A 20,255-nucleotide genomic window follows, 5' to 3' on the forward strand; every position below is an offset into this window, starting at 1 on the left:
ATGGTTCGTAATCACCCTAACCCGATGCGAATTTCCTGCGCGCCTCTGCCAGGGCTTCCGCCGATCCCAATGTCACGATCTTCAGATCGAGCTTTTCAGCAAAGGCGTTCAAATACTTCAAAGGCTTGATCGGTATGGGCATGGCGGTTCCCGGCAGGGCCGGACCATGGGCAAGATAGCCAAAACCGGGATCAAGCCCGGTTCCGGCCGGGGCGGGGGTGATGGCAAGCGCAGGCTCCGGCGACGGCGGGCCGGACCCGTTTCCAGCAGGCGGCGCCGCCTGCGGCCGTCCCGGTTGCGAGAAATCGGACGAAACCCCGAACAGATCCGAGGTTTCATCCACCTCCCGCTGTGAGATCTGCTCGACCGCCCGGCCGGAACTGGTGAACGTGGCCGGCACCGAGCCGATGTCGTCGGTGCTTTTCAGCTCGCGAAGCGCCGCCAGGATGTCGGGCAGTTTCTCGGGCGCAAAATCCTCCAGGATCTTTCCCGGCGCATAGGTCGCCATCAGCGCGGCAAGCTCGCCAAAGCGCTGCGCGTCGCAGCGGGGCCGGTCGAAACTCCACCGGATGCCCCCGGCCTCGAAATCCGTCAGCGGCGCTATTTTCAAGGTCAGGATCTTGCGCAAATCGGGACTGACGCGATCATTGAAACGGACCTTGTCCCTGGAAACCGGGACCAGCGCCCGATCGCTGTCGTTCCAGCGATCCAAAAGGACATTCCCGGCGACGTCCAGCCTGGAAGGATCGAAATTATGCGCGATATTGACGATCCTGCTGGTGATTTCGGTGCCCTGGCCTTCATTGTCGGCCATTTCCAGCCAAGCCATGAAACCACGCGGCCCCGAGGAATTGATCTGCAATTTGAACGGCTGGTCCCTGACCAGGAACAAAACAGCCTTTACCGTTCCAAGATTATGATCCAGAAGAAAGAAGCCTTGCGAGCCGTCTTGACCGCCGCCAAGGCTGATCGTCGCATTCTCGCTGGATACGGAATCAACAGAACGTCCCTGGATGTTGGTTGATGCCATCATCCCACTCCGCACGTAATGTTTAACCAATATCCTGCATGCATAACACGTTTTGGATTTCCCCCAAAGTCATAATCGTCCGGGCGGGTATATTATTAGGCCAGCCCGGATGACCTTTCCGATAATGCAAACCCCTTCCTGCTGCATTCGTGGTTTTTGCAAATAACCCGGCGCAAGACCGAATTATCGGCGAAGCCCGGCACCCCTTTGCAATCACAAGGCGAGCCGCCGCCAAAGAACGCGTGGCGGGCGATTTGATGCTATCATCGGACCCGGCGCCGCGACCAGGACGCGGCGCCACGGCATCAATCCAGCGAATGCGAAACCACAGGGAGGAAACGCAATGCCAGATCTGCCATTCTCATCCGAACGCTATGGCCCGGCCGAAAGGCGCATGGCCCAGGCGCTCGTGGCCCTCGAGAACCGCATCCTGCATCCCCGGCCGACCGAGGATTGCGCTTGCCGGCAGGGGATGTTTCCCGGCCTCAGCCGGCGCGGGATGCTGCTGGGCGGCGCGCTTCTGGGCGGCGCGCTGGTCGCCCGTCCCGCCCGCGCCGAAGCCCCGCCCGGCGCCATCGAATATCCGGTGCAGCCCGACCCGACCAGGGAACAGGGCCGGGTGATTCTGGACGACGGCGGCTATGGCTCGCGGTCGCAATTCGAGAACGAGATCCGCTGGCGCTATCCGACCGCCAGCCTGGATTCCAGCTGGTCGATGACCCCGCTGGCCTCGGGCCAGGGGATCATCACCCCCTCGGGCCTGCATTTCGAACGCCACCACGGCGGCATCCCCACTATCGACCCCCAGCGCCACGCCCTGATCCTGCACGGCATGGTGGACAAGCCGCTGCGCCTGACCATGGACGACCTGAAGCGGATGCCCTCGGCCAGCCGGATCACGTTCATCGAATGTTCTGGCAACGGGCTGACGGAATGGGAAAAGCCCACGCTCAGGACCGTGCAGGGCACGCATGGGCTGACCTCGACCTCGGAATGGACCGGGGTGCGGCTTTCGACCGTGCTGGCCGAGGCGGGCGTGCAGGACGGCGCCGCCTGGATCCTGGCCGAGGGCGCCGATGCGGCGGTCATGACCCGCTCGATCCCCATCGACAAGGCGATGGACGACGCCATCCTGGCCTATGCGCAGAACGGCGAGGCGCTGCGCCCCGAGCAGGGCTATCCGCTGCGCCTGCTGCTGCCCGGCTACGAGGGCAACACCCAGATCAAGTGGCTGCGCCGGCTCGAGGTCGGCGACAAGCCCTTCATGACGCGCGAGGAGACGCTGAAATACACCGACCTGCTGCCCGACGGCACCGCCCGGCAGTTCACCCTGACCATGGATGCGAAATCGGTCATCACCTTTCCCTCGGGCGCGATGCAGCTGCCGCGTCCGGGCTTTTACGAGATCACCGGCCTGGCCTGGTCGGGCCGCGGCCGGATCGCCGAGGTCGAGGTCTCGGCCGACGGCGGCAAGACCTGGGCCAAGGCCGCCCTGCAGGAACCGGTGCTGGACAAGTGCCACACCCGCTTCCGCCTGCCCTGGGCCTGGGACGGGGCCGAGACGGTGCTGCAAAGCCGCTGCACCGACGAGACCGGCTATCGCCAGCCGACCCTGGCCGAGCTGGTCCAGGCGCGGGGCACCAGGTCGGTCTATCACCTGAACGCGATCCAAAGCTGGCGCATTGCGCAGAATGGCGAGGTGTCCAATGTCCATGCCTAGGCAATCCCCGCTCGGCAGCGCCCTTGCGCTGGCCATGGCGCTGTTTCCGCTGGCCGGCCTGGCGCAGGACGCCGCCGCGCCCCGCAGCGTCGCGCCGCTTCCGGCCGAACTGCCCGACAGCGGCGAGCCCACGCCGCCCTCGCCCGTGGTCGCGGACGAGGCAGCCGGGACGCCGGGGCTCGAGGCGGATTTCGGCATCGGCCGGCCCGCGACGGCGGAAGAGATCGCCGCGATCGACATCGATGCGACGCCCGACGGCCAGGGCCTTCCCGACGGCCGGGGCAGCTATGCCGAGGGCAAGGCGCTTTACGACGAGCGTTGCGTGGCCTGCCACGGCGAGAACCTGGAGGGCATCCCCGAGACCGGCGGGCCGGCGCTGATCGGCGGCCGCGACACGCTGGCCGGCGACAAGCCCCTCAAGACGGTCGAGAGCTACCTGGCCCATGCCAGCACGCTCTACGACTACATCCACCGGGCGATGCCGATGGATGCGCCGGGCTCGCTGACGCCGGACCAGGTCTATGCGATCAGCGCCTATATCCTCGGCCGCGCCGGGATCCTGGACGAAACAGCGGTGCTGGACCGCGAAACCCTGCCGCAGGTGCGCATGCCCAATGCCGAGGGCTTCACGGCCGACCCGCGGCCCGAGCGGCTCTGACGCGGCCATGGGCGCATCGCGATGCGCCCATGGCACCCGCCGGGCTCGCCACCGATAGGCCGCGTCGCGCAACCCCGCGGCCTCGGCTTGTCCACGGCCTCGGCCGTCCCGGCGGTCCAATGTCCGGGCGGAAGTACAGCCTTCCGATCATTCTGCCCGCAGCCATCCCCCGCACCCCATGCGACAGGCACGGCGACAGGGCCAGGATTGCCGGACGTGCCGGCGATCCAATATCCGGGAAGGAAGCGCTGCCTTTCGGGTCACGCTGCCCGCAGCCATTCGCCGAACTCCACGCGGCAGGCACAGCGCCAAGGCCGGGGATTGCCGACCGTCCCGACGGTCCAATGTTCGGGCAGAAAGTGCAGCCTTCCGGTTACTCAACCCGCAGCCATTCATCGAACTCCACGCCGCGGCTAGGACGATAGGCCGGGGATCGCCGGCTCGCCGGTTCCGCCCGACCAGCTTCCGCAGGCCCATCCCGCATCGGCGCCATCAAGACTTCTCCGCCCCCGATCTGCCGCCCCACGCCCCCTGCCCTTTCCGCGACCCAAAGGCACCCGCCATTGCGCGTTTCCGGGCCGTCTGGAGGCACTCAGGCAACCAGCGCGCGCCCATCTCGGCCACAATGAAATCAGCCAGTTATCAGAATGATCCGCATATGATCGAGATTTTGCGGATAACAGCAGAGGGGGCCATCCCACCCATTTCCCGCCAAGCGATGCCCCCTGCCCTGCTCCAGGGCACCTGCCGCGCCAAGCCGGATACCGCCTTGGACAGCCTGGAACTCGCCGGCCCATCCGCCCGCAACCGGGCCGCTTGGAGTCGAGCTACCGCCAGGACCGGCCTTCCCTAATTGCTACCTCTATCGGCCGGGTTTGGCAATAAGGTCGGGCCGTCATCGCGCCCTGACGGTCCCGACATTTGGGCTCATCCTCGGGGTTTCGCTGCGAAACCGCTACCCGTCCAGCAGCGCCTGGATCTCGCGGACCAGGCGCTCCATCAGGTCGTCGTCCAGCTGGTCGCCCTCCAGCCTCAGGATATGCGCCTTGCCGTCCCTGCCCCAGCGGATTTCGACGCCGCCCTGGGTCCGCCAGGTCATGGCGTCGCTCCAGCCTTGCCGCGGGGCGTTGGAACGCGGGCGCCCGGCCCGGCCCAGCTCGCTGCGATTGCTCTCCAGCGATTGCAGAACCGGCTCGATCAGGGCCCATTCCTCGTCGGCGTCGCCTGGAATGCGCACGGACAGGGACTGCCGCAGCCGGGCTTCGGCACCGTTGCGCAAGGCAGTCGCCAGGCGCAGGCCGCGCCTTTCGGTCAGCGCCTCGGGAAAGCGCAGCATGTCGCCCAGTTCCTCGAAGATCAGCGCGAACGAGCGCACCTTGGAGCGCTTGGCCTTGGACCCGGTGGCGAAGAGCTTGTTCACCGCATCCTCGGTATTGGCGAAGGCGCCCTGGTTCGCGGCGATCACGGCGATGCGGCCGCGTTCGAAATGGCTCAGTTCCTCGCGGACCTCGTTCTCCTCGACCATGGCGACGAAGGCCTCGTCGGTCTCGGTGCGGGGGCGGATCAGGGCGCGGATCGTGGCATGCTTCTCGGCCTGGGTCAGCTCGTGAAGCGCCCGCACCGCATGCAGCCGGCGATAGCCCGACAGCAGCCCGTAGCGCGGCCCCTGCCCTTCGGGCCTGTCGATCTCGAAGACCTCGATCGGCAGACGCAGCCCATGCGCGGCGATGGACAGGCGCAGTTCCTGCATGTCCTCTTCGCTCATCACCATGCGGTCGCGGATCATCGCGCCCTCGTCGATCTGCTCGATCGGCAGCTCGACGATCAGCAACCCCCGCTCTTGCGCGTCATGCAGCCGCGCGGCATCGGCATCGGCCCTGGCGCGGGCGGCGCGGCCCTCCACGCTTTCGGCGCTGGACAGGGCGGCGCTGTCGGCGGCGACCTGGGCGATGGGGGGGGCGATGCCGCGGCCCAGGGCGGGACGCTCGAAGGTTTCGCTGCGAAACTGCGCCTCGATCCGGTCCAGATCGGCGCTGCTGGGGGTTTCCAGCCTTCTGCGCTTAGCCATGCGCCTGCTCCTTCGCCTGTGCGGCCTCTTCGGCCTTCTGCATCTGAAGATCGCGCCACCAGGTGCCCAGGATCAACTCCTTCACCTCGGCCCAGGTGCGGTCGAATGTCTCGCGGCCGCGGACATAGGTCTCGCGGTTGAACTCGCGGTAATCGGCCTCGTAGATGCCGTTCACCTGTTCGCCGGCCTGGCCGACCATGGCGGTCAGCTCCTGGCGATAGGTGGTCATGAAATCGCCGAAATAGGCCTGGATGACGTTCGCGAGGTCGGTCTGCTGCGCCGCGTCGAAGCGGGTGATGATGGCCCGCACCGCGTCCCATTCGAAACGCATCTCGGGCAGGCCGTCGCGGCGGCGGGCGGCGTTCTCGCCTTCCTCGACGCTGGCGAAGGTCGAATAGAGCATGTCGAAGAAGCGCCCGGTCGAATCGAATTCCAGGAACGAGGCGCCCAGCGGCACCAGCAGGATGTCGGCCGCCGCCAGCGCGTTGATGGTCAGGTAGCCAAGCGCCGGCGGGGTATCGAGGATGATGATGTCATAGCTGTCCAGGATGCCGTCGTTGGCCAGCGCATTGCCAAGCGCATCCCACAGCGGCCAGCCGCGCAGGCCCATGCGCCACACCGGCACCTGGAACTCGGCCCAGTAGAGGTTCAGCTGGGCGCCGAGCAGGTCGATGTTGGGCCAATGCGTCTTCTGGATCAGGTCCGGGGCCGACAGGGTCAGCGCCTCGGTCAGGGTCTCGTCGAAGGGCAGGGGGCTTTGGCCCGCCGCCTCGCGCACCCGGTTCTCGTCCTGGAGCGCCAGGGCGTAGTCCTTGGCCAGCAGGGGGAAGGCGGTGGACCATTCGTCGGCCACCTTGCCGCCCATGATCGAGGTCATGCTGCCCTGGCTGTCCAGGTCGATCACCAGCACCTTGTAGCCGTCGAGCGCCGCCGACATGGCCAGATGCGCGGCGGTCGAGGTCTTGCCGACGCCGCCCTTGAAATTGGCCACGGCGATGGTCTTGGCCGGCAGGCCCTCGGGGCGCCAGGGGCGGTATTCCCGGCCGGCCGCGCCCTCGGTCGCGAAATGGTCGCGCAGGCGCAGCACGTCGTCGAGGCTGAACCATTTCGAATTGCCCTCGCCCTGGCCCTGCGGCAGGTCAGGGTTCTTGAGCAGCACGCGGCGGAAATGCGCCGGGGCCACCGGGATCAGGTAGCGGCAGACCTCCCAGGTGGAAAAGCGGCGCAGGCGCTTGCGACCGTCGGGGGCATAGCCGCGCTCGGCCAGATCCTGGCGGCCCTTGGCGGCGAAGGCGGCGGCTTTCGCGAATCGGGCGGTGTCGATAGGCTCCGACAGACGCTCGGCCGCCCTGGCCGGGCTGATGTTGAAATAGGGGGGAAGGGGGTCTTTGCCTGAAGACATGCCGCTACCTCTGCGATGTGCTGCTTCGTTGGATGTTTTGGCGAAACTATTACACATCCTTCCGCGCAAGTGAATCGTTCTGCGAGGTTTCGCAGCGAAATTCCCCCAAAATCAGGAAAAGCAGCAGCGTAAAGTTTGGATTCCTTTCAGGTCTTTAGAATCTTTAGGGGAAAGAAACCGACGCAATTTCATGAGGATAGACCCGTTCCGGCACCCGTTTACAGGTTCATAGGCACCTGTTTGCGGGACGAAGGGTGCCCGATTCCGGGGGGTGGGGCACCGATTCGCGGGAATGGGGGTTTCCGCCTGCGGGATCGGCCCGAAGGTGCGGTTTTCGGCCCTTTTTCGCCCCGGAGCGTGACTCCTGCGCCCCGTAAACGGGTGCCTTTCCGGGCCGGGCGCGGCAAAGGCACCCATCTGCGGGACGGGATTTCCCGGATCATGGGAACCCGGATGGCGGTTGTCGCGAGGTACCTGATCGGGCATAATCGGTGCAACGACAAGAAGGGCAGGGCGATGGGGGATATTCCTCGCGACCAGCTTTCGGGCGCGCTGCGCCGGGGGGCGGTCAAGAAGCATGTGGCGGCGATCCATGTCTCGGGCAAGCTGACGCTGCTGCAGCGCAAGCTGTCGAACGTGCTGCTGCTCAATGCCTATGACACGCTGATCAGCCGCGCGCGCCACCAGATCGACGCGCGCACGCTGTGCCTGATGATCGGCTACAACAGCAACGACATGGACACGCTGAAGCAGTCGCTGCGCGGCCTGGCCGAGACGGTTGCCGAATGGGACATGCTGGACGAAAAGGGCCAGCAGGAATGGGGGGTCAGCAGCCTCTTGAGCTATGCCAAGCTGAAGGGCGGGATCTGCGAATACGCCTATTCCCCGGCCCTGGCGGAAAAGCTGCACGACCCCAAGGTCTTTGCGCTGATCAACCTGAACATCCAGCGCCGCTTCACCAGCGGGCACGCGCTGGCGCTTTACGAGAACTGCTATCGCTTCGTCAGGACCGGCTCGACCGGCTGGTGGCCCTTGGACCTGTTCCGGCGGCTGATGGGGGTCGAGGGCTCGGCCTATTACGAGACCTTCAAGCACCTGAACGCCAAGGTCATCAAGCCCGCCGTGGACGAGGTGAACCGCACCAGCAACATCCTGGTCACGCCCGAGACGCGCAAGCAGGGCAGGGTGGTGACGGAGATCCGCTTTCGCATCAAGGAAAACCCGCAGCTGGCGATCCTGGACATGGACGACGGCGAGGGGATGCGGCACGGCGCGGTCTATGCCCGGCTGCGCGGCCTGGGGGTCAGCGACCGGCTGGCGCGGCAATGGCTTTCGGCGCATGGCGAAGAGCAGGTGCTGGAAAAGCTGGATTATGTCGAGACGCGCAAGAACGTCAAAAGCAAGCTCGGCTACCTGACCGCGGCGCTGGAGGGGAATTTCGGCGCGGCGGCCGAGCGGGCAGGGGATGCGGCCCCCAACCCGCGGGCCGAGCGGCTGCGCCGCATCCTGGACGCGGTCAAGGCCCGCACGCCCACCCAGCGCGACGCCGACAAGCGGCTGTTCCTGGCGCAGCTGTCCGATGCGCGCATGCGCGAGGATTTCGAAAAGCACGGCTGGATGTCGCCGCTGAACGCCATCCGCATCGCCGCCTTCTGGGAAGAGATGTCCCCCGGCCTGCTGGACGGGCTGGAAGAGGCCTGAGGGCGCGCGCCTAGTCCGGCAGCGCCTTGTCACGATCCTGCGGCTGCCCGTCTTCCGCCGCCCGTTTCAGCCCGGCCAGCATGGCGGCGGCATGGGCGGCATAGGGGCCGATCCAGCGGTCCTGCAGCGCCTGGATCGGCAGCGCGTCGAGGTGGTTCCACCTTTCGCGGCCGCGGCGCTCGACCACGACCAGCCCGGCCGCCTCCAGCACCCGCAGGTGCTGCATGACCGTGCAGCGGTCCAGTTGCGGCAGCGCCTCGCACAGCCCGCCGGTGGTCTGGGGGCCCGCCTTGAGCCGGTCGAGCAATTGCCGCCGCACCCGGTGCCCCAGCGCCTTGAACAGCGCGTCGTCCTGATCTTCGGTTGACATGTTATGTTTCTATAACATTATGGGATGCAGGGCAAGGAGGGCAGAACAAGGAGGATCGTCGCATGGAACTGAAATTCACCGTCAGCGGCCGGATCGCCAAGCCGGTCGGCGAGGTGTTCGAGGCCGTGGTGAACCCCGACAGCCTGTCGAAATTCTTCACCACCGGCGGCGCCAAAGGGCGGCTGGAGGCCGGGGCCGAGGTAAGCTGGGACTTCCACGATTTCCCCGGCGCCTTTCCGGTGCTGGTGCAGGAGGTGGTGCCCGACGAGCGCATCGTCCTGCAATGGGAGGCCGAGGGCGAGCCGCGCGTCTGGACCACCGTGACCATGACCTTTCACCCGCTGGAGGACGGGCGCACGCTGGTGCGGATCAGCGAATACGGCTGGCCCGAGACCGAGGCCGGGCTGAAGGGCTGCCTGGGCAATTGCGAGGGCTGGACCGGGATGCTTTGCGCGATGAAGGCCTGGCTGGAACACGGCATCACCCTGCGCGAAGGCTTCTACAAATAGGCCGGGTGGCGGGTCTTTCCGCCGCCACCGCCGTCGCCGCCTAGCCTTGCCGGCGGTCCATCAGGCCGGCGCGGTGCAGCCTGCGGTAGAAGGTCGAGCGATCGACCCCGGCCAGCCGCGCCGCCGCCGACAGGTTGCCGCGGCATTGCCTGAGGCATTCCAGCAGCTCATGTTCCGATTGCCGGTCCGGCTGCCCCGCGGCGGCGGCGATATGGGCGGGCAGGTCGTCCGGCTGGACCGGGCGGCCCTCGCACAGGGCTGCGCAGAGTTCGCAGACGTTGATGATTTCCCGCACGTTGCCCGGCCAGTCATGGGCCAGCAGCCGCTGCCTGGCGGGGGGCGTGAAGCCGATCCTTTCCTCGGTCGCGGCGGCGATGCGGTCGATCAGCCATTCCAGGTCGGCGCGGGCGCGCACCGGGGGCACGTCCAGCACCAGCCCGTTCAGGCGATAGAAGAGATCCTGGCGGAAGCTGCCCTCGGCCACCTGCGCCGCCAGGTCGCGATGCGAGGCCGAGATGACGCGGATGTCGACCGGCTCGACGCGGGTTCCGCCGACGGGCAGCACCTCGTGCTCGGCCAGCACGCGCAGCAGCCGGCCCTGCAGGGGCAGGGACATGTCGCCGATCTCGTCCAGGAAAAGCGTGCCGCCGTTCGCCTGGTGGATCAGGCCCTTCTTGCCGCGCGCATGGGCGCCGGTGAAGGCGTTCGGGACATAGCCGAACAGTTCGGATTCGATCAGCGCCTCGGGCAGGGCGGCGCAGTTGATGGCCACGAAGGGGCCGCGCCGGCGCGAGGACTGGTGCATCGCGCGGGCGATGAATTCCTTGCCGGTCCCGGTCTCGCCGCGCAGGATCACGCTGATCTTGCGGTCCACCACCTTGGCGGCGCGCTCGGCCAGGCGCTGCATGGCGGGGTCGCCGCCGTGAATGGCAAGCAGCGGCGCGGGCAGGGCGGCCGCGCCGGCGGGGCTGCGCGGCGGCGCGGTGGGCGGCACGGCGCGGGCGAAGAGGATGCCGCCCGACTGCATCTCCAGCACGCCCTCGACCGGGGCCAGGGCCGCGGACAGCACCGGCAGATCCTCGAATTCATGGGCGAAGACCTCGCTGAAGGGGCGGCCGATCAGATCGCGGTTCACCAGCTCATGCGCGTTATGGGTCATGCCGGTGATGCGGCCGTCCGCGCCGACCGCCACCGCCGCCATCGGGTCCACGTCCAGGAATTCGGGCGAGGGATGCAGCCGCAGGATCCAGTCCGAGCGGTGGTTGCAGACCAGGTTCGCCATCTCGATGCGGCGGGCGCAGGATTTCATCACCTCCAGCGTCAGCGCCTGGCTGATCTTGTCCTGCGGCGCGTGCAGGTGCGACAGGTCCAGCACGCCCATCAGGTTGCCCTGGGTGTCGTGGATCGGGACCGCCGTGCAGGACAGCGGCGTCAGCGTCACGTCGAAATGATCGCTGCGATGCACGGTGATCGCCCGGCCCGAGGCCAGGCAGGCGCCGACGCCGTTGGTGCCGACGTCGCGCTCGTGCCATTCCGAGCCGGTGATCAGCCCGGCATGGCGCAATTCGCGGTCCAGCTGCGCGTCGCCGATGGCGTCCACGGTCACGCCGCGCGCATTGGCCAGCAGCAGCACATAGCCCATCGAGTTGACCCGGCGATACAGATCCTCCATCCCGTGCCGGGCCGTGCGCAGCAGTTCCTCGGATTCCTGGCGGTGCTGGCGCAACTCGCCCTGGGTGACGATGCGCGGTCCCAGGTGCCGGGTCGGGTCAAGCCGGTGTTCGTTCACGCAGCGCCGCCAGGACGCCAGAACATCCGCGTCGCGGCGCGAGGATTGCCCTTCGGCCGCGCGAAAGATTTCAAGGACATGCGTCCCCGTGTCCTGCATACCTCCCATCGGCTCCTCCCAAAGCCCGGCGCGACGATAGCACGGCTTGGCCGCGCCGGGTGGAAAACTTTGTCGAGGCGGCAGGACTCAGCGCGACAGGTCGATCAGGATCTTCAGCTGGGTGCCGGCGGGGTCCAGGAGCGCCTCGAACCCCTGGGCCACGGCCTGGTCCAGCGCGATGCGCCGGGTCACAACCCGCTTGGCCGGGATGGCGCCCGAGGCGATCAGCTCGATGGTGCGCGGCCAGCCATGGGTCGGATAGCACCACGAGCCGCGGATCTCGGCATCCTTGAAGGTCAGCTGGAAGAAATCCACGCTGCCCTTGCCGGGATGCAGCCCGGTCTGCACGATCACCCCCTGCTTGCGCACCGCGTCGAGGCAGGATTGCAGCGCGCGGTCGTTGCCGACGCATTCCAGCGCCACGTCGCAGCCGATGCCGTCCTGCGTGCCGGCGCGCACCCGCTCGCCCACATCCTCGCGCGCCGGGTTGATGGCGACGACGCCGGGCACCACCTCGGCGGCGAGCGCCAGCCGCGTGTCGTTCACGTCCGACACGAACAGCCGCGTCGCGCCGAAGGCCCGCGCGGTCAGAAGCGCCAGGATGCCGATGGGGCCGGCGCCCGTGACCAGCACCGAGTTCCCCGCCGTGATCCGGCCGCGGTCGCAGGCATAGACGCAGACGGCGGTCGGCTCGACCAGCGCGGCCTCTTCGTCGGTCATGCCGTCGGGGATCTTCTCGACATTGTAGTCGTTGAGCAGCGCCATCTCGGCCATGCCGCCCGAGACCCAGGACAGCCCGACCAGCGCCAGGCTGCCCGAAAGGTTGTGCCAGCCGCGGTCGGCGAAATATTCGCCGCCGCGCGGCATGATCAGCGGCTGCACCGCCACCCGGTCGCCGGGCGCGACCTTGGTCACGCCCTCGCCCACCGCCACGACCTCGCCGCCGAACTCGTGGCCCAGCACCTGCGGGCCATGGGCGCCGGAATAGGGATGCGGCTCGGTCGGGATGAAGATCGGGCCCGAGGCATATTCATGCAGGTCGGTGCCGCAGATGCCGACATAGCGGTTTCGGATCAGCACCTGGCCGGGGCCGGGCCGGGGCGGTTCGGGAATATCCTCGATCCGCAGATCCTTGGCGGCGTGGAAACGCAATGCTTTCATGGGGATGCCTCACAATTCGTCATAGGCGGCCAGCGCCTTGGCGGCATAGACCGTGCCCGGCCCGCCGGACATCTCGATGGCGATGGCCAGAACCTCGACGAACTCGTCGCGGCTGGCGCCATGGGACTTGGCCTCGGCGGTGTGGAAGATGATGCAATCCTCGCAGCCGCGCCCGATGGCGACGGCAAGGGCGATCATCTCCTTCATCGCCGGGCCGAGCTTGCCCTCGCGGTTCGCGGCGGCCATCAGGCCGCGGAATGCGGACATGGTCTTGCCGTCGGCCTTGTAGAGCGTGGCGGCGCGGGCGTTCATCTCGGCCAGTTTCTGTTTCGCGCTCATAGCAGCACCATGCCGCCGTCGACGACCAGGCTTTGCCCGGTCATGTAGTCCGACCCGGCCGAGGCGAGGAAGATCGAGACGCCCGCCAGATCCTCGGGGCGCGAGGGGCGGCCCAGCAGGATGTCGGCGGAAAAGCCCTCGAATGCCTCGTTGTCGCGGCTGGTCAGCCCCTCGTCCTTGAAGCCCTTGTCGATCAGCTTCCACATGTCGGTGGCGACCACGCCGGGGCAGATGGCGTTGACGCAGATGCCGTGCTTGCCGAAGGCGCGGGCGGCGGCCTGGGTCAGCGCCACCACGGCGAACTTGCTGGCCGAGTAATGCGCCAGCGGCTCGTAGCCCTGCTTGCCGGCGATCGAGGCGGTGTTGACGATCTTGCCGCCGCCGCCCTGGGCGATGAACTGCCGTGCCGCCTCCTGGATGCCGATCAGCACGCCCATGGCGTTCACGTCCATGACGCGGTGCCAGTCCGCTTCGGTGATGTCGTTGAACGGCTTGACCTGCGCGATGCCGGCATTGTTGAACATGGCGTCCAGCCGGCCATGTTCGGCGACGGTGCGGGCGATCAGCTCGCGCGTGCTGGCGCGGTCGGTCACATCGACGGCAAGGCCGATGGCCTGCCCGCCCGCGGCGCGGATCTCGGCGGCGGTGGCCTGGGCGGTATCGGCGGCGATGTCGGCGATCACCACGCGGGCGCCGGCCTGCGCCAGCCCCTCGGCGATCGAGCGGCCGATGCCGCGCCCCGAGCCGGTGACGATGATGCTGCGGCCCTCGACGGAATTGCTCATGTCTTTCCTCCCATTGCAAAGGGCCGCCCCGGATGCGGGGCGGCCGCCGGTTCAGGCGATGAAGTCGCGGATCAGGCGGTTCACCTCGGCCGATTGCTCCATCTGGACCATGTGGCCCGCATCGGGGATCACGCTGACCTGGGCGCCGGGCAGCGCGGCGGCATGGGCGGCGGGGATGACGGCATCGGCCTCGCCCCAGATCACCTGCGCGGCCACGCCCGAGGCGGCCAGCGCCCCGGCGACCTGCTCGGCCTGGCGGCCCTGGCGGAACAGGGTCCCCGACAGCTCGGCCAGGAAGTCCGGCACGCCGTCCAGGCGCTTGTATTTCAGCAGGTCCTCGACCATGGCGCGGCTGACCAGGGACTGGTCGTTGAACAGATGCGCCAGCACCGGCTTGAGATCGCGACGCCCGGTCGCCTGGACGAAGCCGTCGATGTAACCGGCGTTGATCTCGGCGCCCAGGCCGGCCGGACAGATCAGCGTGACCGAGGCCGCGCGGTCGGGATGCCGGGCCGCCAGCGTGCCGGCGACCAGCCCGCCCATGGAATGGCCGGCCAGATGCGCCCGGCCGATGCCCAGGTGGTCCATGAAGGCGATGACGGTCGACACCATCAGGTCGAGCCCCGCCGGTCGCGCCGATTTCACCGACTGGCCGTGGCCGGGCAGGTCCAGGGCATAGACGGGCGCGGTTTCCGCCAGCGCGTCGATGTTGAAGAGCCAGTTGTCCAGGTCGCCGCCGAAGCCGTGGATCAGGATCAGGGGCACGCCCTCGCCCGGCCGCTCGGCATAGCGGATGCGGCCCATGGGCAGGTCGGCGAACTGGTAGCCGGGGCCTTCCTCGCCCTCGTCGCCGCCGGCCGAGGGGGTCTGGTAGGCGGCGACATAGGCGTCGATCTGATCCTCGGGGACCGAGGGCGGCGCCATCACCGCCAGCAGCGCGCGCACCGGATAGGTCTCGCCCTCGACGCCGACGCGGCGGCGCAGGAGACCGCCGTCGGCGGCCTCGACCACATTGGCGATCTTGTCGGTCTCGACATCCATGATCTCGTCGCCGGGGCTGATCTCGGCGCCCTCGGCCACATGCCAGGCGGCCAGCTTGCCCTCTTTCATCGACAGGCCCCATTTCGGCATCAGGATCGGGGTGATATCCGCCATGTCAGTTCTCCATCGTCTTGCGGACGGCCGCGGCGATGCGCTCGGCCGAGGGCACGTAGCTGTCCTCGAGCGAGGGCGAGAAGGGCACCGGCGCATGCGGCGGCGTCACCATCTGCACGGCGGCCTTGAGCGCGTCGAAGGCGTCCTGCGCCACGGTGGCGGCGATGTCGGCGGCGATCGAGCAGCGCGGGTTCGCCTCGTCCACGCAGACCAGACGGCCGGTCGCCTCGACGCTTTCCAGCACCGTGTCCATGTCGATGGGCGACAGCGTGCGCAGGTCGATCACCTCGACCTCCACGCCGTCCTTCTTCAGCAGCTCGGCGGCCTCCAGCGAGCGGCCGACCATCTGGCCATAGGTGACGATGGTGGCGTCGCCGCCCTCGCGGACGATGTTCGCCTCGCCGAAGGGGATGGCATAGGGTTCCTCGGGCACATCCGCCGTGCTGGCGTAGAGGTTCTTGTGTTCGAGGAAGATCACCGGGTCGTTGTCCCGGATCGCCTGGATCAGCAGCCCCTTGCAGTCATAGGCGTTCGAGGGGCAGACGACCTTGAGGCCGGGGATATGCGTGAACAGCGGCGTCAGCATCTGGCTGTGCTGGGCGGCGGCGCGGAAACCGGCGCCGCACATGGCCCGGATCACCACCGGCGTTTCCGCCTTGCCGCCGAACATGTAGCGGAACTTCGCCGCCTGGTTGAAGACCTGGTCCAGGCAGACGCCGATGAAATCGACGAACATCAGTTCCGCCACCGGCCGCAGTCCCGCCGTCGCCGCGCCGATGGCGGCGCCGACATAGGCGCTTTCCGACAGCGGCGTGTCGATCATCTGGTTCGGATGCTTGGCGTAAAGCCCCTTGGAGACGCCCAGGACGCCGCCCCAGGCGTCGTCCTCGCCCTGCGCGCCGGCGCCGCCGACGATGTCCTCGCCCATCATGATCACGGTGGGGTCGCGGGTCATCTCCTGATCCAGCGCCTCGTTCACCGCGTCCTTCATGCTGATGATGCGTGCCATGTTCCGTCCCTCCCTCAATAGCTCACATAGACGTCGGCGGTCAGTTTCGCGGCCTCGGGCAGCGGCGCGGCGATGGCCTCGGCCACGGCCTCGTCGATCAGCGCCGCCACCTCGGCGTCGATGGCGTCCAGCTCGGCGTCCGAGATCACCCCGGCTTCCGTCACCTTCTGGCGAAACAGCGTCAGGCAGTCGTTGTGGGCGCGGTTGTATTCGTTCTCGCCCGGCGCCTTGTAGGTCTGGGCGTCGCCTTCGAAATGGCCGAAGAAGCGCACGTTCTTGCATTCCAGCAGCGTCGGGCCGGCGCCTTCGCGGGCGCGGCGGATGACCTCGCCCGCGGCTTCGTGGACGGCGAAGAAGTCGAGGCCGTCGACGGTGATCCCCGGCATGCCGAAGCCCGTCGCCCGGTCGACGTAGCTGTCCGAGGCGGTGGCGTAATCGACCGAGGTCGATTCGGCATAGCCGTTGTTTTCCACCACGAAGATCACCGGCAGGTTCCAGATCGCGGCCAGGTTCATGCTTTCCAGCACCGTGCCCTGGTTCGAGGCGCCGTCGCCGAAGAAGGTGATGCCGACGCCGTCATGGCCCAGCTTCTGCGCCGCCAGCGCCGCGCCGCAGACCAGGGGCGCGCCGGCGCCCAGGATGCCGTTCGCGCCCATCATCCCCAGCGACAGGTCGGCGATATGCATCGAGCCGCCCTTGCCGGCGCAGCAGCCGGTGGCCTTGCCATAGATCTCGGCCATCATAGCCTTGACGTCGACGCCCTTGGCGATGCAATGGCCGTGGCCGCGATGGGTCGAGGCGATGCGGTCGCGGTTGTGCAGATGCATCATGATGCCCACCGCCGTCGCCTCTTCGCCGGCATAGAGGTGGACGAAACCGGGGATCTCGCCGCGGGCGAAATCGACATGCAGCCGCTCTTCGAAATCGCGGATGGTGCGCATCTTGCGATAGGCGTCGAGCAGCCGTTCCTTGGGCAGCGGAAACGGATTGGACATGAACTCCTCCCTTATGGTTCAGTCTGGGTTGCGGATGAACAGCCCGGCCGCGGCCGCATGGGCCATGCAGGCGGGCACGTCGATGGTGCGGAAGGCGTCGGGCACCAGCCGCACCGAGACCTGGTCGCTTTCGGTGAAGGTCAGCTCGCGTTCGCCGTCGAAGGCCAGCGAACCGGCGGGGATCGAGGGCACATGCGCCTGGCCCGGCGCCATGCGCGCGACCCCAGCGATGCCCAGCCGGTCGATCAGGCCGGGCGCGATGGGGGCAAGCAGCTGGCGCGGCGCGTCGGGCGACAGGCGGATATGGCGGCCCTCGGGTGCGGCGCGGTCCACCGGGTCGCAGAGCCCGGCGATGGCGGACATGCCGATGGCCTGCGGCAGGCCGAAGGTCACGAAGAGGTCGCGAAAGCCCGCGGTCTTCCAGATGGCGCGGGCGCCGACGAAACGGTCCTCGACCACGGCGACGTCCACCAGCGCGATCTCGCGCCGGTGGTTCAGCGTGACCTCCAGCCATTTGTTCGGGCGCAGCGCCACGTCCGGGGGCACCTGTCCGGTCGCGGCCAGCCCGACGGCCAGGCCGGTGATCGTCGGCTCGCGCAGTTCCGGGAAGGCGTTGTTGGTCCCGGTCGAGACGCCGGCCACCGGCACCTTGCCGCAGGCGCCCACGACGACGCGGTTGGTGCCGTCGCCGCCCAGCACCACGATGGCCGCGACGCCTTCGGCCGCCATCATCCGGGCGGCGCGGGCGCTGTCCTCGGGCGTGGCGGTGACGGGCATGTCCAGGTAGCGCAGCTGCGGGAAATTGGCGTGGCCCAGCCGCGCCTCGCGCCGGATGCTGCGTTCCAGGTGAAAGCGGATGCCGCCGTTTTCCGGCATCACCACCACCTCCTGCACCCCGGCCGCCGCCAGCCCCGCCATCATGCGCAGCACGATATTGGCGCGGTCGTTGATGGGCAGGTTGCCCGCATGCGAAATCACCCTGCGAATGTCGCGGGCCGAAATCGGATTGGCGATGATGCCGACCTTGACCATGTCCCTTCCTCCCGACCATCATGCAAGCAACGGCGGTGCCAGGTTCGGGAACGGGAATTGCCGGGGTTTTTGGGGGTGCAGGTGTTGCAGGGGCTGCAACACCTGTCGCAGGACGCAAGCAGGGGGGCGGGGGCCGTGCAACGGCAGGAGCAGCGCCAGATCAGGGGCCTGTCGCTGAGCCAGCAGATGCGGCTGTCGCTGGAGGTGCTGCGCATGGACGGCGCCAGGCTGCGCCGGCGCCTGCGCCATGAGGCGGCGGCCAACCCCTTCCTTGCCCTTTCGGCGGCGGCCGAGCCTGCGGCGGTCGTCTCGGTGCGGCAGGCGCTGCTGGATCAGGTCGGGCTGATGCGCCTGCGCCCGGACGAGGCGCGCATCGCCCGCGCCCTGGTGCATTGCCTTGACGAGCGCGGCTGGATCGCCGACCCCCTGCCCGAGATCGCGGGCTGGCTGTCCTGCAGCGCCGAGGCGATCGAGGCGCTGTTGCCGCGGCTGCAGGGGCTCGACCCGCCCGGCGTCTTTGCCCGCTCGCTTGCCGAGCATCTGCGGCTGGGGCTTGAGGCCCGCGGCCGCTTCGACCCGATGATCGCGACGCTGCTGGACCGGCTGGACCTGGCGGCGGCTGCGGATCTTGCCGCCATCGCCGCGCATTGCGGCTGCGACCTGGAGGACGCGGCGGGGATGCTGGAGGATCTGCGCCGGCTGGCCCCCTGTCCGCTGTCCGACGACCTGGCGCCGGCGCCGCCCGAGCTGGAGCTGACGCCCGCGGGCGAGCTGCGCTGGATCGCGCCGACCGGGCTGGCGCTGCGCGATGGGGCGGGTGACGGGGCGGGTGATGGGGCGGATCGCGGCGCCGCGCAGGCGCTGGTCGCGGCGGTCGAGGGCCGGGCGGGCACGCTGTGGCGCATCGGCCTGGTCCTGGCCGAGGTGCAGGGGCCATGGCTGCTGGGCCGGGGACGGCTGCGGCCGCTGACGATGACCGCGCTTGCCGAAAGGCTGGGGCTGGACAAAAGCACCGTCAGCCGCGCGGTTGCCGGGGTGGCGATCCGGGCGCCGCGCGGGACCGTGCCCTTGCGCGATCTGCTGCCCGCGCCGGTCAGCCCGCGCCTGCCGGGCGTGGACCGCGAAAGCGTCCTGCGCCTCCTGGCGGCGCTGATCGAGAACTGGCCCAGGGCCGAGCCGCTTTCGGATGCAAGGCTGGCCGCGGCGCTGGCGCGGCGCGGCATGCCGCTGGCGCGCCGCACCGTCGGCAAATACCGCGCCATCCTGGGCAAGCCGCGTCCCTAGCGGGCGGCCGCGCTTCCCGGCGGCGGCATCGTGCCGATGCCGCAAGGCCCTGTCCGGGCGAGGGAAATCTGTCGGATCGGGGCAGGCCCGCCCGTGCCGCAGCGTTGGCCCGGCAAGGCGCCTTGCAATTCAGACTTTTTCAATCAACAATTCACCGCGCCGGACCCGTGGCCGCGCCCGCAATTTCCAGCAACGCATCCAGGCAGGAGAAGATGTCGCCCCACAGAGAGTTTCGCCCCCGGATGGAGACCCGCATCCACGGGCTGCGAACCCTGGCGCCACTGTCCTTCCGCCGCTTTTGCGGCGCGATCGCGGATGTCTGGTCGGTCCGGGGCGAGGCGGGCGGCGGCGGGTTCTACATCGCGCCGGACCCGCGCATCGTGATCTTCCTGGGCGAGGCGCCGCCGCCGCTGGCGCTGCGCACCGGCGCGGACCAGGCCGAGCATCGCGGCATCCAGGCGCTGTATGTCCCGGCCGGCGTCCCGCTGTGGAGCCGCATCGAGGCCGGGCATGAAAAGATGCATCTCGACTTCCACCTGGAAGGCGGCGCCTTGCAGCAGCGGCTGGCGGCCTCGAACATCCGGCCGGACCTGTCGATGCCGCGGCTGATCGGGCAGGGCGACAGCCTGACCCATCTGGGCCAGCTGGCCGCCGACGAGGTCCGCGCCCCGCGCCGGGGCGACATGCTGATCGACGCGCTGCTTTCGGCCACGCTGGGCGAGATCTTCGCCACCGATGCCGAGGCCCGGCCATCCGCCCCGGCCAGCGGCGGGCTTTCCGCGCGCCGGCTGGCCGCCCTGGAGCGCCACCTGCACCAGAACCTGAACCGGCATGTCACCGTGGCCGAGATGGCCAGGATCGCCGGGCTTTCGGAAAGCCGGTTCTTCCACGCCTTCAAGCAATCGCGCAACGAGACGCCGCAACGCTGGCAGGCCGGCCTGCGGCTGAAGGCGGCCTGCGACATGATGCGCGACCCGGCCCTGTCGCTGGCCGACATCGCCTATGCGACCGGGTTCGCCGACCAGGCGCATCTGTCGCGCGCCTTCCGCGCCGTCCACGGCATGCCGCCTTCGGTCTGGCGCCGCGCCGGATTGCAGGATTCCTGAACAAATCGCAGCGGTCTCGTTCAAGACAGCCGGGAAATACCCG

General features: G+C 68.5%; 18 protein-coding genes. 6 read left to right on the forward strand and 12 right to left on the reverse strand.

Translation table 11 applies throughout. From position 1 onward, the window contains the following. Positions 1–16: 16 nt before the first annotated feature. Positions 17–1,030, reverse strand: coding sequence for a hypothetical protein (locus E3U26_RS13700; protein ID WP_499106198.1), 1,014 nt, complete (start codon positions 1,028–1,030; stop codon positions 17–19). A gap of 472 nt (positions 1,031–1,502) precedes the next feature. Between E3U26_RS13700 and soxC the strand changes: the two genes are divergently transcribed. After that, entirely contained in the window at positions 1,503–2,750 is a 1,248-nt protein-coding gene (gene soxC, locus E3U26_RS13705; protein ID WP_499106369.1) for a sulfite dehydrogenase, read from the forward strand. Next, on the forward strand, positions 2,743–3,408 hold the full coding sequence (locus E3U26_RS13710) for a c-type cytochrome (RefSeq protein ID WP_499106199.1): 666 nt from the start codon (positions 2,743–2,745) through the stop codon (positions 3,406–3,408). Before soxC ends, E3U26_RS13710 begins: the two co-directional genes overlap by 8 nt. Before the next feature lie 955 nt (positions 3,409–4,363). On the opposite strand, the gene E3U26_RS13715 is transcribed toward E3U26_RS13710, so the two are convergent. After that, positions 4,364–5,476 carry a ParB/RepB/Spo0J family partition protein gene (locus tag E3U26_RS13715; RefSeq protein ID WP_072461812.1) on the reverse strand — a complete coding sequence of 371 codons (1,113 nt, stop codon included), beginning with the start codon at positions 5,474–5,476 and terminating at the stop codon, positions 4,364–4,366. Further along, the gene (locus tag E3U26_RS13720; RefSeq protein WP_036750470.1) at positions 5,469–6,878 is read right to left on the reverse strand and encodes an AAA family ATPase; all 1,410 of its coding nucleotides are present in this window, start codon (positions 6,876–6,878) and stop codon (positions 5,469–5,471) included. The genes E3U26_RS13715 and E3U26_RS13720 overlap by 8 nt, the downstream gene beginning before the upstream one ends. A gap of 516 nt (positions 6,879–7,394) precedes the next feature. Between E3U26_RS13720 and E3U26_RS13725 the strand changes: the two genes are divergently transcribed. Continuing rightward, entirely contained in the window at positions 7,395–8,579 is a 1,185-nt protein-coding gene (locus tag E3U26_RS13725; protein ID WP_499106200.1) for a replication initiation protein, read from the forward strand. Between the two features lie 10 nt (positions 8,580–8,589). On the opposite strand, the gene E3U26_RS13730 is transcribed toward E3U26_RS13725, so the two are convergent. Further along, complete coding sequence (locus E3U26_RS13730; protein ID WP_499106201.1) at positions 8,590–8,949, reverse strand: ArsR/SmtB family transcription factor; 360 nt, start codon at positions 8,947–8,949, stop codon at positions 8,590–8,592. A gap of 62 nt (positions 8,950–9,011) precedes the next feature. Between E3U26_RS13730 and E3U26_RS13735 the strand changes: the two genes are divergently transcribed. Further along, positions 9,012–9,458, forward strand: coding sequence for an SRPBCC family protein (locus E3U26_RS13735; protein WP_072461815.1), 447 nt, complete (start codon positions 9,012–9,014; stop codon positions 9,456–9,458). A gap of 40 nt (positions 9,459–9,498) precedes the next feature. Here the strand turns inward: E3U26_RS13735 and E3U26_RS13740 are convergent, their stop codons facing one another. From E3U26_RS13740 to E3U26_RS13775, 8 genes are all read right to left on the reverse strand, one after another. Further along, a complete protein-coding gene (locus E3U26_RS13740) occupies positions 9,499–11,355 on the reverse strand; it encodes a sigma-54-dependent Fis family transcriptional regulator (RefSeq protein WP_499106202.1) in 1,857 nt (618 codons plus the stop codon). A gap of 78 nt (positions 11,356–11,433) precedes the next feature. Then, on the reverse strand, positions 11,434–12,507 hold the full coding sequence (locus tag E3U26_RS13745) for a 2,3-butanediol dehydrogenase (RefSeq protein ID WP_036750484.1): 1,074 nt from the start codon (positions 12,505–12,507) through the stop codon (positions 11,434–11,436). A 9-nt stretch (positions 12,508–12,516) separates the two neighbouring features. Beyond that, positions 12,517–12,846, reverse strand: a complete 330-nt coding sequence (locus E3U26_RS13750; RefSeq protein WP_243784231.1) for a carboxymuconolactone decarboxylase family protein — start codon at positions 12,844–12,846, stop codon at positions 12,517–12,519. After that, on the reverse strand, positions 12,843–13,631 hold the full coding sequence (locus E3U26_RS13755; protein WP_072461817.1) for an SDR family NAD(P)-dependent oxidoreductase: 789 nt from the start codon (positions 13,629–13,631) through the stop codon (positions 12,843–12,845). Before E3U26_RS13755 ends, E3U26_RS13750 begins: the two co-directional genes overlap by 4 nt. Before the next feature lie 51 nt (positions 13,632–13,682). After that, positions 13,683–14,786, reverse strand: a complete 1,104-nt coding sequence (locus E3U26_RS13760) for an acetoin dehydrogenase dihydrolipoyllysine-residue acetyltransferase subunit (RefSeq protein WP_499106203.1) — start codon at positions 14,784–14,786, stop codon at positions 13,683–13,685. 1 nt (position 14,787) lies between these two features. Continuing rightward, complete coding sequence (locus tag E3U26_RS13765; protein WP_114537387.1) at positions 14,788–15,795, reverse strand: alpha-ketoacid dehydrogenase subunit beta; 1,008 nt, start codon at positions 15,793–15,795, stop codon at positions 14,788–14,790. A gap of 14 nt (positions 15,796–15,809) precedes the next feature. Then, positions 15,810–16,790: a thiamine pyrophosphate-dependent dehydrogenase E1 component subunit alpha gene (locus tag E3U26_RS13770; protein WP_499106204.1), complete on the reverse strand. Its 981-nt coding sequence runs from the start codon at positions 16,788–16,790 to the stop codon at positions 15,810–15,812. 18 nt (positions 16,791–16,808) lie between these two features. After that, positions 16,809–17,822 carry an ATP-NAD kinase family protein gene (locus tag E3U26_RS13775; protein WP_072461819.1) on the reverse strand — a complete coding sequence of 338 codons (1,014 nt, stop codon included), beginning with the start codon at positions 17,820–17,822 and terminating at the stop codon, positions 16,809–16,811. A gap of 135 nt (positions 17,823–17,957) precedes the next feature. On the opposite strand from E3U26_RS13775, the gene E3U26_RS13780 reads away from it, so the two are divergent. Continuing rightward, complete coding sequence (locus E3U26_RS13780; RefSeq protein ID WP_499106205.1) at positions 17,958–19,106, forward strand: RNA polymerase factor sigma-54; 1,149 nt, start codon at positions 17,958–17,960, stop codon at positions 19,104–19,106. Positions 19,107–19,318: 212 nt separating this feature from the next. Further along, positions 19,319–20,212 carry a helix-turn-helix domain-containing protein gene (locus E3U26_RS13785; RefSeq protein ID WP_072461820.1) on the forward strand — a complete coding sequence of 298 codons (894 nt, stop codon included), beginning with the start codon at positions 19,319–19,321 and terminating at the stop codon, positions 20,210–20,212. Positions 20,213–20,255 lie beyond the last annotated feature (43 nt).

Source organism: Paracoccus ferrooxidans, from assembly GCF_029909815.1.
Classification (GTDB): Bacteria; Pseudomonadota; Alphaproteobacteria; order Rhodobacterales; family Rhodobacteraceae; genus Paracoccus; species Paracoccus versutus.

Excerpts from the sequence above, each read along its gene's own strand:
- E3U26_RS13750 (WP_243784231.1), bottom strand. The coding sequence starts at position 12,846 with ATGAGCGCGAAACAGAAACTGGCCGAGATGAACGCCCGCGCCGCCACG.
- E3U26_RS13710 (WP_499106199.1), top strand. The coding sequence starts at position 2,743 with ATGCCTAGGCAATCCCCGCTCGGCAGCGCCCTTGCGCTGGCCATGGCG.
- E3U26_RS13760 (WP_499106203.1), bottom strand. The coding sequence starts at position 14,786 with ATGGCGGATATCACCCCGATCCTGATGCCGAAATGGGGCCTGTCGATG.
- E3U26_RS13740 (WP_499106202.1), bottom strand. The coding sequence starts at position 11,355 with ATGGGAGGTATGCAGGACACGGGGACGCATGTCCTTGAAATCTTTCGC.
- E3U26_RS13715 (WP_072461812.1), bottom strand. The coding sequence starts at position 5,476 with ATGGCTAAGCGCAGAAGGCTGGAAACCCCCAGCAGCGCCGATCTGGAC.
- soxC (WP_499106369.1), top strand. The coding sequence starts at position 1,503 with ATGTTTCCCGGCCTCAGCCGGCGCGGGATGCTGCTGGGCGGCGCGCTT.
- E3U26_RS13755 (WP_072461817.1), bottom strand. The coding sequence starts at position 13,631 with ATGAGCAATTCCGTCGAGGGCCGCAGCATCATCGTCACCGGCTCGGGG.
- E3U26_RS13770 (WP_499106204.1), bottom strand. The coding sequence starts at position 16,790 with ATGTCCAATCCGTTTCCGCTGCCCAAGGAACGGCTGCTCGACGCCTAT.
- E3U26_RS13745 (WP_036750484.1), bottom strand. The coding sequence starts at position 12,507 with ATGAAAGCATTGCGTTTCCACGCCGCCAAGGATCTGCGGATCGAGGAT.
- E3U26_RS13725 (WP_499106200.1), top strand. The coding sequence starts at position 7,395 with ATGGGGGATATTCCTCGCGACCAGCTTTCGGGCGCGCTGCGCCGGGGG.
- E3U26_RS13720 (WP_036750470.1), bottom strand. The coding sequence starts at position 6,878 with ATGTCTTCAGGCAAAGACCCCCTTCCCCCCTATTTCAACATCAGCCCG.
- E3U26_RS13785 (WP_072461820.1), top strand. The coding sequence starts at position 19,319 with ATGTCGCCCCACAGAGAGTTTCGCCCCCGGATGGAGACCCGCATCCAC.
- E3U26_RS13775 (WP_072461819.1), bottom strand. The coding sequence starts at position 17,822 with ATGGTCAAGGTCGGCATCATCGCCAATCCGATTTCGGCCCGCGACATT.
- E3U26_RS13730 (WP_499106201.1), bottom strand. The coding sequence starts at position 8,949 with ATGTCAACCGAAGATCAGGACGACGCGCTGTTCAAGGCGCTGGGGCAC.
- E3U26_RS13700 (WP_499106198.1), bottom strand. The coding sequence starts at position 1,030 with ATGGCATCAACCAACATCCAGGGACGTTCTGTTGATTCCGTATCCAGC.
- E3U26_RS13735 (WP_072461815.1), top strand. The coding sequence starts at position 9,012 with ATGGAACTGAAATTCACCGTCAGCGGCCGGATCGCCAAGCCGGTCGGC.
- E3U26_RS13765 (WP_114537387.1), bottom strand. The coding sequence starts at position 15,795 with ATGGCACGCATCATCAGCATGAAGGACGCGGTGAACGAGGCGCTGGAT.